This is a genomic window from Streptomyces sp. CBMA29 (genome assembly GCF_014596445.1).
In the GTDB taxonomy this organism is placed as follows: Bacteria; Actinomycetota; Actinomycetes; order Streptomycetales; family Streptomycetaceae; genus Actinacidiphila.
Map to the genome: position 1 here is coordinate 24,099 of NZ_MECL01000252.1, position 14,875 is coordinate 38,973.

Here is a 14,875-nt window from a genome sequence, read left to right on the forward strand (position 1 = left end):
CAGCCCCTGTCAGCACCTGGCAGTCCATGCCAGTCCATGCCCGCGCCTGTCAGTCCATGCCAGTCCATGCCCGCGCCTGTCAGTCCACGCCAGTCCACGCCAGCCCCTGCAAAAAGTCCCTGACGGCTGTTCCTGCAGGACAGCCGCCGCTGGCGACGGTCTCACCGCCCGAACGGGCACTCCCTACCGCCTCGCGCACGCACAGTGCCGCTACCTCAAGGAATCTCTGCCATGCCTCCTGCTCTGCCGCGCCTGAAGAACTCCGCGATCGCCATCTCCACCGCGGTCGCCGCCGTCGCCGTCGCCGGACTGACGGCGCTGCCCGCCCGCGCCGACACCCCCTCGAACATCGCCGCCGCCGTCAACAGCCAGGTCGGATACGGTCCCAGCGGCTCCACGGGAGCCGGTTACAGCAACGGAGTGAGCCAGACCAACTCCACGCACGGCCAGAGCTGGTGCGCCGACTTCGCCGGATGGGCCTGGGCCCAGGGCGGCGGCGTCAAGCACCTGAGCACCCTGGACGACGGCGCCGCCAGCTTCTACAACTACGGCCAGGACTACGACACCCTGTCCAACACCCCCGCCGTGGGCGACGCCGTCGTCTTCAGCTACAGCGCCTCCAGCGACTGGGCCAAGCACGTCGAGATCGTCACCGCGGTGTCCGGCAGCACCATCACCGCGGTCGGCGGCAACGAGAACGGCCAGGTCGAACGCGACACCTTCACCCACGACGCCGTCGGCACCTCGACCTACAACGGCACCATCAGCGGCTACGTCGCTCCCGCCTACACCGCCACCACACCGCCCGCTGCTCCGGTGTATTCCGGTGATGTGCCGTTGGCCGGCAAGTGGGCTGGCGGTTACATCGCCACGATCGGTGTCTACCGTCCCAGCACTGGTTCGGGCGGCACGTTCTACCTGCGCGACAGCAACACCGCCGGCACCGCCGATTCGACGATTTCCCTGGGCAGTGTCGGTGACGTGCCCATCACCGGTGACTGGAGCAACGTCGGCCACACCCAGGTCGGGGTCTACCGGCCCAGCACCCGTGCCTTCTACCTGCGGCTGGACAACGGCAACACCACTCAGTGGAAGTTCGGCGACTCCGGTGACACGCCGATCACCGGCAACTGGGACGGCGCGGGCGGCACCGGAATCGGGGTCTTCCGCGTGACCGGGCACACCAACACGTTCTTCCTGCGCCACGCCGACGCGACGGTGACCTCCATCGCGTTCGGCAGCCCCGGTGACATGCCCATCACCGGCGACTGGGACGGCACCGGCACGACCCAGGTCGGAGTCTTCCGCCCCAGCACCGGCTCGGGCGGCACCTTCTACCTGCGCCACGCCAACGGCACGACCACCTCCTTCAGCCTCGGCAACTCCGGTGACCTGCCGGTCCTCGGCGACTGGGAAGGCAACGGCAAGACCGAAGCCGGCCTCTACCGCCCCTCCAACGCCAACTTCTACCTCGACAAAACCACCGGCATCACCACCATCCACTACGGCAACGGCGGCACCTGGTCCTAGGGCGTCCGGGTCCGGGCGCAGGGTTGGTTGACGGGTTGGGCCGCGGGGTCCGCGGGCGGGTGCGGTCATGACGGCCTCGGACTCGGCGGGAGTGAGGCGGCCGAGCGGGGCCTGTTGCGCAAGATCACCTCCCACTACCGGGTTCCCCCGGCAGACTGCGCCCGCCTCCCCGACCCCGCCAGGCCCTGCACGGACGCCACGATCTGGATCGGCCTGGACGGCGGCCTCGCCGCGGGCATGCGTGTTCAGGGGGCGTTGGGGCCGTTCCACTGACAGACCAGGACGGTGGCGTCGTCGTCGAGGCGGCCCTCCTGGTGGTCGAGGAGGGTGTGGATGAGGCGGCGCAGGGTTTCTGCGACCGGCATGGCGTCGGCGTGGTGACGAATGACGAAATCGGTGAAACGGTCGACGCCGAACTGCTGGCCGTCGGAGCCGCGGGCTTCGGTGATGCCGTCGGTGTAGAGGAGCAGCCGGTCGCCGGGTTCGAGTTGTTCCTGGCAGACGCTGATCGGCAGGTGGAGTCCGGTGCCCATGGGACCGGCCGGTGGGCAGTGGGCGGTGATGGCCCAGCGGCGACCGCGAATGATGATGGGCAACAGGTGCCCGCGGTTGACCCAGGACAGGACACCGGTATTCAGGTCGAGATCGGCGAGTATGCCGGTGGCGTAGCTCTTGTGGTCGAACTGCCGGATCAGCACGTCCTCTATGGCCCGACTCACTTCGGCGGGGTCGGCGCCCTGCCGTCGCACGTTGCGGCAGGCGGCCATCACCAGACTGGCGGTCAAACCGGAGGTGGTGTTGTGACCCATGGCGTCGAAGACGGCCATGTGCACGGTGTCACCGCAGATGGCGTAGTCGTATCCGTCCCCGGCGACCTGATAGGCCGGTTCCATGGCGGCGCTCACCGTGACCCGGTCGTTGGCGAAGGTGGGCGGCGGCATCAGCGTCCACTGCACTTCGGCGGAGACGGCCATCGCGCGGGTACGGATCAGCTGCGCGTACGAGTCACTCTGCGGACGCTTGGAGGTCAGCAGCAACCCGGTCATCGCGGCGAGGGCCTGTGCGATCTGCGGATCGGGCCGCGCCTCCCCGTCCGGCCTCAGATGCAGTACGCCCAGTCGCTGAGTGCCGTCTGTGACCGGGACCCAGCGGCCGCAGCTCTGTGAATCGCTCAGCGCCTGTTCGGTCTGGTACGCGCGGCCGGCGAGTGTGCTGTCGATCTTCAGTTCCTGGCCGCCCGCACCCGCGTTCCGGCCTCGGCCGGTGACTTCACGCAGGACGACCTGTTGCAGGTCCGCCACGAACAATCGGACCCGCCCGAGACCGCAGCGCATCGCGGCGTCGTTCAGCAGCGCGGGTATCTGCTCGAAAGTCGCCCGCGGGCTGTCCTGCAACAGGCGCGTCAGGGCGTCGGCCACGGTGGAACGTGATGCCGCCATAACCTGATCCCCGATACGTGAGGTGGTGGTAGACCGTCTGCCTCGCGCCGTCCGCGCCTGACTGCCCGGCCGGACCACCCTACCGCCGCCCGTTTCCGGTCCCAGGAGCCCCAGGCGGCCGGACGAAGAGCAGATACGGCGGCTACGGCGTATGCGGTGAACAGGATTCGGCGGCCCTCGTACGGGCCGGGCCGCGGACTCGGCGCGCAGCGCTCTCCCGTACAGGTGGGCGGCCAGCCGCTGGGCACCTCGCGTCACCGGCCCGACAGCCCGCAGGCACCACACCGCGGGCCGGCTGATCGCGAGGACGGTGAACTCCACCGCCCCGTCCGGCAGGCGTTGCAGGACGAACGACTCCTCACCGCACTCGGGGTGCCCCGCGAGGGTTCCGTAGCCGAAGCCGACACGGTCGTCCTCCATGACCGCCCACACCACTTCGCACGGCGCCCGCCACGGGCCCAGCCGCAACACCACACGCTCGCCCGGCGCCGCGTTCCCCGTGACGGACTCAACGCGTACGAGGGGCGTGGCCCGGTGCATCCCCCAGCCGACAAGCACCTCGGCCGCACGCTCGAAACACCCGTCCTCCAGCCGGACGCGGACCCGCAAGGCGCGAAACCCAGGCGGCACCGTCCCACCCGAAGCCGTCATGCCCACCGTGGCATAGGTGAAGTCGTTCATACCGCCAAGTATCAGCGCTGCGCGCCGCCGCCGGGACATTCCCAGGTCCTGCTCGCCCTACGTCTTTCAGCCTCCACACGAGCTGCCGCATGGTTGGCCGTGGCCTGTGTCCGCGTGGGTCGACCGTGTCGGAGCGTCGGGTCATGGGTCTGGTACGGCAGGCCCGGCGCGATGCCCAGGGCCGTGTGCCCGTCGCAGACAGCGTGCGGTCGGAGCGGGCGCCGAAGTACAAGCTCCTATTCGTCGACCGGCTCCTGACAACGCTGGTTCGCCTGCGGCATGGAGTCCCCCATCTCGGCCCGGCCGGACAGACCGGGACCATCGGCGCCACCGAGATCCGGGTCCGACGACCGGCACCACATCAGTCCGTACGAACGAGGTTCGTGCCCGGCCCGCACTGCCAGCTCGACGAAGAGCATGATCAGGGTTTGCCTTCCCGGTCTCGGAACGCCGGTGCGTGAGTACCGACTATTTTTCGGCGAAAAGCACGGAAAGGGAATCTTACAGGTTATCTATTGCGCCCTGTGCGGACCCCTCTGGCAAGCATGAAGATTCCCACCACTCCGAGAGTGGTGGCCATCACGTACATCATGGTGCTCTTATGCCCCGGAACAAGAAAAACGACGGCGGATATAATCATGAATATCGCCGACCAGTGCAACATTACACGTCTTCCTTTGCTTTCATCACGGCTCATCTGTGACTACCTTCACGTGTCAAAGTGTGTGGGGGACGGGCTGGAAGTCCGTACTCCGCGCGCCATCGCTTAGTGTTCTGTAGAGGCGTTTATCCTGTGACAGCCGAGGGTGCGGAGGGGGGCCGAAAAGGCGCATCAGCAGGAGCTACCGGAGCGCCGTGGGCCCTGGGCTGGGATCTGTCGCTGCTGCCACTGCGCGGAGCGGGAGTTGTATTATTCCATTTCGTTTCCGTCTCGGAAACCGTCGCGGCGGCACGACACTTCAATGGTTTCTGCTCTTATCGCACTGGCGCTAACTACCGGGATTTTTCCTGTGGCCCGCAATCATCGATGCGGTAAGAGTGACCATTCCGACGCACATCGCCGCGACAAGCCAGAACAAGCCGTTGACCCCGGCCACGATTTCCGCCGTGGCCATGAGGAGCAATCCGACAACGGCAAGGGTCGGACCTACCTTTACGAGCATGCGTTCACTCCATTGATTGTGGCCGCAGTGCCGGAGGCCAGGTAGCCGAAGTCGACGAGCGAAGAACCGCCGCTTGCCGGAGCGCTCGCAGTCGACGCCGCATAAGGCCCAATCCCGAGGCGGCGCACTTACAGTTGATGTCCAGATGGATGTGGAAGTTGATTCCAACAATGTCCCGTCTGGGTCGGTGTGGTTGATGGGGCGGGCGCCCATCTTGTACAGGCCGGTGGGGTCGAGGTAGGTGCCCTGGAACCGGTAGGGCTGGGGGACGGTCTCGGTGGTGGTGTCGGCGACGCCGGCGGGGGTGTAGGCGTAGGTGTAGACGCGGCTGCCGGTGTTGTTGACCAGGCCGAGCACGGAATCGTCGGCGTCGGTGAGGTAGTAGTAACTTTTTCCCCCGGTCCGCATGGAGTTGAGTGTGCCCTGGGGATCGCGGGTGAATCCGGTGTCCGTCCCGGACGGTCCTTCAGTGCATCGGCCGCCGCCCGCGCCGCGCCAGAAACGCCAGGCTCTGCATCCACCCGCGCCGGCGCGCACCGACGCGTTCGGCCAGTACCGAGAAGCGACGCCTTGGCGACCTATGGGGCGACGGGCCACGGCCGAAAGCCCTTATGCGACCGGCGACTCCGCAGAAGCCCAGTTTCGACGCACGCTACCGGGTAGTCGTGAGCGGTCGAAGCCGTCACGACTGCCGCCGCGCCGGGGGGTAGTCCCGGCGCTCCGGCACGTCGTCAGCAGGTCGTAGGGGCGCCGTGGCAGTGCAGGGGAGGTGTCGGAACGGCCTGGCCGCTGGCGCGTAGGGGACAAAACGGTCCACTACGTCATGGAGCGGTGGAGCTGGGGGTGGTGATGGCGGGGTGTCGACGCGCGGTCCGGCTGGGGGCCGTTCCGTGGGCGGGGATGTGCAACGCTGTTCTCTGTGAACCGACTCGGTGACGCGACCTCGCCCTATTTGCTTCAGCATGCGGAGAATCCGGTCGACTGGTGGCCGTGGGGGGCAGGGGCGTTCGCGGAGGCGCGCAAGCGTGGGGTGCCGGTGCTGCTGAGCGTGGGGTACAGCGCGTGTCACTGGTGTCATGTGATGGCGCACGAGTCCTTCGAGGACGAGGTGACGGCCGGGTATCTCAATGAGCACTTCGTGTCGGTGAAGGTGGACCGCGAGGAGCGGCCGGACGTCGACGCCGTGTACATGGAGGCCGTGCAGGCGGCCACCGGTCAGGGCGGCTGGCCGATGACGGTGTTCCTGACGCCGGAGGGCGAGCCGTTCTACTTCGGTACGTACTTCCCGCCTGCCGCCCGGCAGGGGATGCCGGGGTTCCGGGATGTGCTGGAGGGTGTCGTCGCGGCGTGGCGGGACCGGCGCGAGGAGGTCACGGATGTCGCGACGCGGATCGTCCGGGACCTGGCCGAGCGGGCCGACGCGTACGGCGCGGCCGTTCATCCGGGTGAAGGCGAACTGTCGGCGGCGCTGCTCGGGCTGACCCGTGAATACGACGCGCGGCGCGGCGGGTTCGGCGGGGCGCCGAAGTTCCCGCCGTCCATGGCACTGGAGTTCCTGCTGCGGCACCACGCGCGGACCGGCGCCGAGGGCGCGTTGCAGATGGCCCGCGACACCTGCGAGGCGATGGCGCGCGGCGGGATCTACGACCAACTCGGCGGCGGCTTCGCCCGGTACGCGGTCGACCGCACCTGGACCGTGCCGCACTTCGAGAAGATGCTGTACGACAACGCGCTGCTCACCCGCGTGTACGCGCACCTGTGGCGGGCCACCGGCTCCGACTTCGCGCGTCGCGTCGCGCTGGAGACCGCGGACTTCATGATCGCCGAACTGGCCACGGACGAGGGCGGGTTCGCGTCCGCGCTGGACGCCGACAGCGACGACGGCACCGGCAAGCACGCCGAGGGCGCCTACTACGCGTGGACGCCCGCGCAGCTCACCGAGGTACTGGGCGCGGCCGACGGGGAGTTCGCGGCGGGCTACTTCGGCGTCACCGAGGAGGGCACCTTCGAGGAGGGCGCCTCCGTGCTCCAACTCCCGCAGGGCAACGGGGTGGTGGACGCCGACCGGGTCGGCTCCGTACGCGAACGGCTGCTCACCGCGCGGGCGTCGCGTCCCCGTCCGGGGCGTGACGACAAGGTGGTCGCCGCCTGGAACGGCCTGGCCATCGCCGCGCTCGCCGAGACCGGCGCCTACTTCGACAGGCCCGACCTCGTACAGGCCGCGGTCGACGCCGCCGACCTGCTCGTACGCGTCCACATGGACGAGCGCGGACGGCTCTCGCGCACCTCGCGTGACGGTGTCGCCGGGACCAACGACGGTGTGCTGGAGGACTACGGCGACGTCGCCGAGGGCTTCCTGGCGCTCGCGTCGGTGACCGGCGAGGGCGTCTGGCTGGACTTCGCGGGGCTGCTGCTCGACTCCGTCATCGTCCACTTCACCGCCGACGACGGCGGGCTGTACGACACCGCGGACGACGCGGAGACCCTGATCCGCCGCCCGCAGGACCCCACCGACAACGCGACGCCGTCCGGCTGGACCGCCGCCGCCGGTGCGCTGCTCACGTACGCCGCCCACACCGGCTCCGACGCCCACCGCACCGCCGCGGAAAGGGCGTTGGGCGTCGTCGGCGCGCTCGCCTCCCGCGCGCCGCGGTTCGTCGGCTGGGGTCTCGCCGTCGCCGAGGCCGCCCTCGACGGGCCGCGCGAGGTCGCCGTCGTCGGCGCGGTCGGCGACCCCCTCACCGACGAACTCCACCTCACCGCGCTGCTCGGCGCCGCGCCCGGCGTCGTGGTCGCGGTCGGCGAGGAGGGCAGTACGGAGTTCCCGCTGCTACACGCCCGGCCGACGCGCGCCGGGCAGGCCGCCGCGTACGTCTGCCGCAACTTCGTCTGCGACGCGCCGACGTCCGACGCGCGCACCCTGCGCTCGCAGCTCCGCTCGGACGTGTGGACCGGACCCCGGCCGAGCTAGTGCCGTGACCGGCAATGTTTGCCCGGAAGGAGCGTCGTCCGACGCAGCGAGGGCGCGGTCAGGGCAGCGCGACGGGGGCAAAGCTTGCCGGGAGGGGCACTGGTCCCGTGCGGGGAGCGGCCCACGGACCCTCGCGTCTGCTCCACCACCGGGGCCGGTGGTGACGTGCGACCGCGGTCGTGGCTGTTCGCGCAGTCCTCCCCCCCTCCCCAGCTACCGCTGGGAGGTGCCCCCAGCGCCCCTACGGGCCTCGACCCCCTGTGCTGAGCCCGGTTGAGGCCGCCGCCCCCGCCGTGCCCGCTGGGTCAGAACTCCAGGCCGCCGCGCAGCAGGGCGAGGGCGCGGTCGAGGAGGGGGAGGAGGTCTTCGGTGCGGCCCTGGTCGACCCAGTACATCGTCGTCTCGTGGATGACGCTGAAGACGGCGGCGGTGAAGACGCGTACTTCGAGGTCGTCTGCCGAGCAGCCCGACCGCTCGGCGATGATGCCGCCGAGCAGCCGGCCGGTCTCCGACATGCTCTCGTGGGAACGGGCGCGGATCGCGGGGACGTCGCGGACCAGTTCTTCGCGCTGAACCATCTCGGCCTGGCCCTCGGGGTCCTGGAGCAGCAGGCTGAGCGATTCGTGCATCACCATCTCCAGCGCCGTCAGCGGACTCTCCTCGGCGGGCCGGGACCGCAGCATCTCGGCCATGCCCGCGTCGTACTCGTCCGTGAGGACGATGTCCTCCTTGGTGGGGAAGTACCGGAAGACGGTGCTCGGCGAGACGTCCGCCTCGGCCGCGATCTGGTCGACGGGGGTGGCGTCGTACCCCTGCTCGGCGAAGAGCCGGTACGCGGCGGCGCGGATGGCCTGGCGGGTCTGGGCCTTCTTGCGTTCGCGCAGACCGGTCTTCGCCGGGATGAGGCCGCTGTAACGAGGGGACATGGCGTCATTGTCCGGCATCCGTGGTGCGTTCTGCCACGGGCAGCGGTGCCCCGGCGCGGGTGCCGGAGCCGGTTCCCGCACTGGTCCTGGAGCCGGGAGCGGCGCCAGTCACGCCGCCGGGCGCGGTGTCGCTCCCGGACCCGGACCCGTATCCGTGCCCGTCCCCTGACGCCTTCGCGGCCGGGCCCCCGTCCGCCGCGTTCCCGGTGCGCGGGTTCGGCAGGAAGGCCGCCACCAGCGCGGCGGCCACGAGCGACGCGATGCCGCACACGGTGAGGACGACGCTCATACCGTGCAGGTACGCGGCGTCGGCGGCGGTGGCCAGCGCGCGGTCGCCCAGGGAGGCCGCGACGGCGTGGGCGCCGACGACGGAGTCCTTGGCGGTGCGCGCGGCGGCCGAGGACAGGCCGCCGGTGTCCAACCGTCCGGTGTACCCGGCGGCGAGGACGCTGCCGAGGATGGCGACGCCGATCGCGCCGCCGGTCTGCCGCAGCGTCTGGAGCAGTCCCGAGCCGCTGCCCGCGCGCTCGCGGGGGAGCGCGCCGAGCGCGCTGTCCATGGCGGGCACGATGGCGAGGCCGAAGCCGAGCCCGGCGATCGACAGCCACAGGGCGGTGGCGCCGTAGCCGTCACCGACGCTCGTGGTGCTGCCGAGGAAGGCCGCGCCCGCCAGGACGGCGAGCCCGCCGACGATCACCGGCCGCGGGCCGAACCGCTTGACCAGCGGGGAGCCCGCGCGGGCGGAGAACATCAGGCCGCCCATCATCGGCAGCAGCCGCAGACCGGTGCCGAACGCGTCGTAGCCGAGGGAGGTCTGGAGGTAGGACGGCAGGACGAAGAGCAGCCCGGTGAGGATGAAGGTGACCAGGGTGGCGGCGACCGCGTTCCACACGAAGCCGCGCTGTCGCAGCAGCGTCAGGTCGAGCATCGGCCTGCTCACCCCGCGCTCGCGCAGCACCAGCCCGGTGAGCAGCGCGACCCCGCCGAACAGCATCAGCAGCACCAGCGGGTCGCCCCAGCCCCGGCCGGGCGCCTCGATGATGCCGAAGACCAGGGCGCCGAGGCCCCCGGCGGCGAACACCGTGCTGAGGACGTCCACCCGGGGCGCGGCGGGGTCGCGGGTCTCGGGCAGCAGCGTCATGCAGGCGACGACGCTCAGGCCGACCAGCGGGATGTTGATCAGGAAGACCGAGCCCCACCAGAAGTGTTCGAGCAGCGTGCCGCCGATGATCGGGCCGAGCGGCATGCCGAGCGCCATCGCGGTGGACACGATCGCGACCGCCCGGGAGCGCTCCTGCCCGCTGAACATCGACGGCAGCACCGACAGCGCCAGCGGCATGATGAAGGCCCCGCCGACGCCCATCACCGTACGGGCGGCGATCACCGGTCCCGGGCTGTGCGCCAGGACGCCGAGCATCGATCCGGCCAGGAACACGATGAGGCCCGTGACCAGCATCCGGCGCCGTCCGAACCGGTCGCCCAGCAGGCCCGCCGGGAGCATCGCGGCGGCGAAGACGACGGTGTACGAGTCCACGATCCACTGCATGTCGCCGGTGTCGGCGCCGATCTGCGCGGACATCGTCGGCAGCGCCACGTTGAGGATCGTCGTGTCGAAGCTGAGGACGAGGACGCTGGCGATGATCGCGAGCAGTGCCAGCCAGCGCCGGGGGTCCGCCTGCGGCGATGCCTGTGCGCCCGTATGCGCGTCCGTATGCCCGCTCGAATGCCCGTCCGCGTACGCGCCCGTATGCGCGTCCGCCTGCCCGTCCGCCGGGGGCGGGGCTTGGGAAGAAGAGGTTGCCATGACGGCTCCTGAAGGTCCGTGTCAAATGATAGTGACTCCTAAAAGAGAGTAGCTGTCAGATCGCCGAATGGAAACCCGTGCAGGTGAGCGCGCCGGCGTACGAAAAAACCCGCCCCCGTCGGGACGGGTGCGGGTGAATGAAGGGGCGGCTGCGGCCCGCCGGCTCAGGCGTGCCGGTAGGCGACCAGCCTTATGCGTGCTGGTAGGCGACCAGCGAGATACCGACGTAGTGGACGATGAACGCGACCAACGTGAAGGAGTGGAAGACCTCGTGGAAGCCGAACCAGCGCGGTGACGGGTTCGGCCGCTTGAAGCCGTAGACGACGGCGCCGCCGCTGTAGAGCAGGCCGCCGACGATGACGCAGACCATGACGGCCACGCCGCCGGTCCGCATGAAGTCCGGCAGGAAGAAGACCGCGACCCAGCCGAGCGCGATGTAGCACGGGGTGTAGAGCCAGCGCGGGGCGCCGACCCAGAAGACGCGGAAGGCGATCCCGGCGAGCGCGCCCGCCCAGACGACCCACAGCAGCGCCTCCGAGGTGCCGCCGGGCAGCAGCAGGATCGCCAGCGGCGTATAGGTGCCCGCGATGATCAGAAAGATGTTCGCATGGTCAAGTCGTCGCAAAATCGCTTCGCCCCGCGGGCCCCAGTTGCCCCGGTGGTAGAGCGCGCTCACACCGAACAGCGCGCACGCGGTCACGGTGAAGACGGCGCAGGCGATCCGCCCCCTGGTGCTCTGGGCGAAGGCGGTGAGCACGACTCCTGAGATGAGCACGGCGGGGAACATCCCCGCGTGCAACCACCCTCTGAGCTTGGGCTTCACGGGGATCGGCAAGTCGACGTCGTCGACGGTGGGGGACACCTCTGAAGTGTCGTTGCCAAGGACCATGCCGTCAATCCTACCTACGGTCGCGTAAGTTACCTGTTAGTAACTTGAAGGCCGGCGCGGGGCCGCCCCGCAGTGGTGATGCTCACTCGCGGCGCCCTGGACAGAATCATTTGACGGGGCCCACACTCATATGAGTGCGGTCGGTACCGGATGAGCACTCCACGAACGCGTCCGGGCCGCAGCCCCCAAGGGGCCGAGAACCAAACCCTCAATTTGTGACGCCGGTTCTGTGCGGACCCGGCGGGACGGAGCGATCGTGGCGCGCGGTATTGCGGCTCCCACCAACCATCAGGAACTGACCCGCTGGGTCGGCGAGATCGCCGAACTCACCCAGCCCGACGAGATCGTGTGGTGCGACGGCTCGGAGGCGGAGTACCACCGTCTGGCCGGAGAACTCGTCGCCAAGGGCACCTTCACCAAGCTCGATCCGACCCTGCGCCCCAACTCGTACTACGCGGCCTCCGACCCCTCGGACGTGGCGCGGGTCGAGGACCGGACCTTCATCTGCTCCGAGAAAGAGGCGGACGCGGGCCCGACCAACCACTGGAAGGCCCCCGCCGAGATGCGGGAGATCTTCACCGGCGCCGACGGCTCAGGGGGCGTCTTCCGCGGCTCGATGAAGGGCCGCACGATGTACGTCGTGCCCTTCTGCATGGGCCCGGTCGGCTCACCGCTGTCCGCCATCGGCGTGGAGATCACCGACTCCGCCTACGTCGCCGTCTCCATGCGCACGATGACCCGGATGGGCCAGGCCGTGCTGGACGAACTGGGCACCGACGGCTTCTTCGTCAAGGCCGTGCACACCCTGGGTGCCCCGCTCGCCGAAGGCCAGGCCGACGTGCCGTGGCCGTGCAACACCACCAAGTACATCTCGCACTTCCCCGAGAGCCGCGAGATCTGGTCCTACGGCTCCGGCTACGGCGGCAACGCCCTGCTCGGCAAGAAGTGCTACGCGCTGCGCATCGCCTCCGTCATGGCCCGCGACGAGGGCTGGCTCGCCGAGCACATGCTGATCCTCAAGCTCACCCCGCCGCACGGGCAGCCGAAGTACGTCGCCGCCGCCTTCCCCTCCGCCTGCGGCAAGACCAACCTTGCGATGCTGGAGCCCACCGTCTCCGGCTGGACCGTCGAGACCATCGGCGACGACATCGCCTGGATGCGCTTCGGTGAGGACGGCCGCCTGTACGCCATCAACCCCGAGGCCGGTTTCTTCGGCGTGGCGCCCGGCACCGGAGAGCACACCAACTCCAACGCGATGAAGACGATGTACGGCAACTCGGTCTTCACCAATGTCGCCCTCACCGACGACGGCGACGTGTGGTGGGAGGGCATGACCGAGGAGCCGCCCGCGCACCTCACGGACTGGAAGGGCCAGGACTGGACGCCGGAGTCCGGCACGCCCGCCGCCCACCCCAACGCCCGCTTCACCGTCCCCGCCGCGCAGTGCCCGATCATCGCGCCCGAGTGGGAGGACCCGCGCGGCGTCCCGGTCTCCGCGATCCTCTTCGGCGGACGCCGCGCCTCGGCCGTACCGCTGGTCACCGAGTCCTTCGACTGGCAGCACGGCGTCTTCCTCGGCGCCAACGTCGCCAGCGAGAAGACCGCCGCCGCCGAGGGCAAGGTCGGCGAACTGCGCCGCGACCCCTTCGCCATGCTGCCGTTCTGCGGCTACAACATGGGCGACTACTTCGGCCACTGGGTCGCGCTCGGCAAGAAGCACGACGCCGCCAAGCTGCCGAAGATCTACTACGTCAACTGGTTCCGCAAGGACGCCGCCGGGCGCTTCGTCTGGCCGGGCTTCGGCGAGAACAGCCGGGTCCTGAAGTGGATCGTCGAACGCCTCAACGGCGAGGCCAAGGGCGTCGAGACCCCCATCGGCATCCTCCCGGCGCCCGGCGACCTCGACACCGAAGGGCTCGACATCTCCCAGGACGACCTCGACCTGCTGCTGTCCGTGGACCCCGAGGTCTGGAAAGAGGAAGCCGCCCTCATCCCCGCCCACCTCGAAACCTTCGGCGCCCACACCCCGCGCGAGCTGTGGGACGAGTACGAGTCCCTGGTAGCGCGCCTGGGCTGACGTGGGGGGCGCGGATCGCCCGCGCCCCTTCGCGGTAACCTCCCGCGACCCGTAGCCGTACCCATGACGGGCCCTTGACGGGCCCCTTCGCCGTACCTCTTACGGCACCTGGCTGTAGCCGCCCAGGAAGTCGCCGATGCGGGTGACCGCGTCCGTCAGGTCCTCCTTGGCGGGGAGGGTGACGAGGCGGAAGTGGTCGGGGTCGGGCCAGTTGAAGCCGGTGCCCTGGACGACGAGGATGCGCTCGGCCCGCAGGAGGTCGAGGACCATCTGCTGGTCGTCCTTGATCTTGTGCACCTTGGGGTCGAGGCGCGGGAAGGCGTAGAGGGCGCCCTTGGGCTTCACGCAGGTGACGCCGGGGATGGCGGTCAGGGCCTCGTACGCCGCGTCGCGCTGCTCGGTCAGCCGTCCGCCGGGCAGGACGAGGTCCTTGATGGACTGGCGCCCGCCGAGGGCGGTGGCGATGGCGTGCTGCGCGGGCACATTCGCGCACAGCCGCATGTTCGCCAGGATCGTCAGACCCTCGATGTAGCTGGTCGCGTGGTCCTTGGGGCCGCAGACCGCCAGCCAGCCGCTGCGGAAGCCCGCCACCCGGTACGCCTTCGACAGACCGTTGAAGGTCAGGGTCATCAGGTCGGGGGCGATGGCGGCGAAGGGGGTGTGCGTCGCGTCGTCGTACAGGATCTTGTCGTAGATCTCGTCGGCGCAGACGATCAGCCGGTGCCTGCGGGCGATCTCGGCGACGCCGCGCAGCATCTCGTCGTCGTACACGGCGCCGGTCGGGTTGTTCGGGTTGATGATCACGATCGCCTTGGTGCGGTCGGTGATCTTCCGCTCGATGTCGGCGAGGTCCGGCTGCCAGTCCGCCTGCTCGTCGCAGCGGTAGTGCACGGCCGTGCCGCCGGACAGCGAGACCGACGCCGTCCACAGCGGGTAGTCCGGCGCGGGCACCAGCACCTCGTCGCCGTCGTCGAGCAGCGCCTGCATCGACATCTGGATCAGCTCCGACACCCCGTTGCCGAGGTAGACGTCCTCGACGTCCAGGTCGATGCCCTTGGTCTGGTAGTGCTGCATCACCGCGCGGCGCGCCGGGAGGATGCCCTTGGAGTTCACATACCCGTGCGCCGTCCCCAGCGACCTGAGCATGTCCTCCAGGATCTCCGGCGGGCACTCGAAACCGAACGGCGCCGGATTCCCGGTGTTCAACTCCAGGATGCGGTGGCCCGCCGCCTGAAGCCGCATGGCCTCTTCGAGGACCGGGCCCCGGATGTCGTAGCAGACGTTGGCGAGCTTCGTGGACTGGATCACCTGCATGCCGGTCACCTTACGGCCACGTCTCGCGCGCCGCTCGGTGTTTTCCGCCACGTACCGGCGGACCCGGGGTGCGGCTGCCAG

At 69.6% G+C, this 14,875-nt stretch carries 10 protein-coding genes and 1 pseudogene; 3 read left to right on the top strand and 8 right to left on the bottom strand.

What is annotated here, in order from left to right:
- The first annotated feature begins 231 nt into the window (after positions 1 to 231).
- Positions 232 to 1,530, top strand: coding sequence for a CHAP domain-containing protein (locus BGM09_RS34170; protein WP_188285630.1), 1,299 nt, complete (start codon positions 232 to 234; stop codon positions 1,528 to 1,530).
- A gap of 245 nt (positions 1,531 to 1,775) precedes the next feature.
- On the opposite strand, the gene BGM09_RS38290 is transcribed toward BGM09_RS34170, so the two are convergent.
- The 4 genes and pseudogenes from BGM09_RS38290 to BGM09_RS39285 all read right to left on the bottom strand — a co-directional run bounded on the left by BGM09_RS38290 (position 1,776) and on the right by BGM09_RS39285 (position 5,221).
- A complete protein-coding gene (locus tag BGM09_RS38290; RefSeq protein ID WP_223188000.1) occupies positions 1,776 to 2,969 on the bottom strand; it encodes a PP2C family protein-serine/threonine phosphatase in 1,194 nt (397 codons plus the stop codon).
- Positions 2,970 to 3,191: 222 nt separating this feature from the next.
- Positions 3,192 to 3,689 (bottom strand): annotated as a pseudogene (locus BGM09_RS38295) (DUF1990 domain-containing protein); the annotation flags it as partial.
- Between the two features lie 197 nt (positions 3,690 to 3,886).
- On the bottom strand, positions 3,887 to 4,069 hold the full coding sequence (locus tag BGM09_RS34180) for a hypothetical protein (RefSeq protein WP_188285632.1): 183 nt from the start codon (positions 4,067 to 4,069) through the stop codon (positions 3,887 to 3,889).
- A gap of 570 nt (positions 4,070 to 4,639) precedes the next feature.
- On the bottom strand, positions 4,640 to 5,221 hold the full coding sequence (locus BGM09_RS39285; RefSeq protein ID WP_411158397.1) for a hypothetical protein: 582 nt from the start codon (positions 5,219 to 5,221) through the stop codon (positions 4,640 to 4,642).
- A gap of 511 nt (positions 5,222 to 5,732) precedes the next feature.
- On the opposite strand from BGM09_RS39285, the gene BGM09_RS34190 reads away from it, so the two are divergent.
- Positions 5,733 to 7,784 carry a thioredoxin domain-containing protein gene (locus BGM09_RS34190; RefSeq protein WP_188285633.1) on the top strand — a complete coding sequence of 684 codons (2,052 nt, stop codon included), beginning with the start codon at positions 5,733 to 5,735 and terminating at the stop codon, positions 7,782 to 7,784.
- Positions 7,785 to 8,089: 305 nt separating this feature from the next.
- Here the strand turns inward: BGM09_RS34190 and BGM09_RS34195 are convergent, their stop codons facing one another.
- From BGM09_RS34195 to trhA, 3 genes are all read right to left on the bottom strand, one after another.
- Positions 8,090 to 8,710, bottom strand: a complete 621-nt coding sequence (locus BGM09_RS34195; protein WP_188285634.1) for a TetR/AcrR family transcriptional regulator — start codon at positions 8,708 to 8,710, stop codon at positions 8,090 to 8,092.
- Positions 8,711 to 8,714: 4 nt separating this feature from the next.
- Positions 8,715 to 10,514, bottom strand: a complete 1,800-nt coding sequence (locus BGM09_RS34200) for an MFS transporter (RefSeq protein ID WP_223187991.1) — start codon at positions 10,512 to 10,514, stop codon at positions 8,715 to 8,717.
- Between the two features lie 190 nt (positions 10,515 to 10,704).
- A complete protein-coding gene (trhA, locus tag BGM09_RS34205) occupies positions 10,705 to 11,403 on the bottom strand; it encodes a PAQR family membrane homeostasis protein TrhA (protein WP_188285635.1) in 699 nt (232 codons plus the stop codon).
- 256 nt (positions 11,404 to 11,659) lie between these two features.
- Between trhA and BGM09_RS34210 the strand changes: the two genes are divergently transcribed.
- Entirely contained in the window at positions 11,660 to 13,480 is a 1,821-nt protein-coding gene (locus BGM09_RS34210) for a phosphoenolpyruvate carboxykinase (GTP) (protein WP_188285636.1), read from the top strand.
- Between the two features lie 99 nt (positions 13,481 to 13,579).
- Here BGM09_RS34210 and BGM09_RS34215 read toward each other — a convergent pair whose 3' ends face one another.
- Positions 13,580 to 14,794, bottom strand: coding sequence for a pyridoxal phosphate-dependent aminotransferase (locus BGM09_RS34215; protein ID WP_188285637.1), 1,215 nt, complete (start codon positions 14,792 to 14,794; stop codon positions 13,580 to 13,582).
- Positions 14,795 to 14,875: the final 81 nt, after the last annotated feature.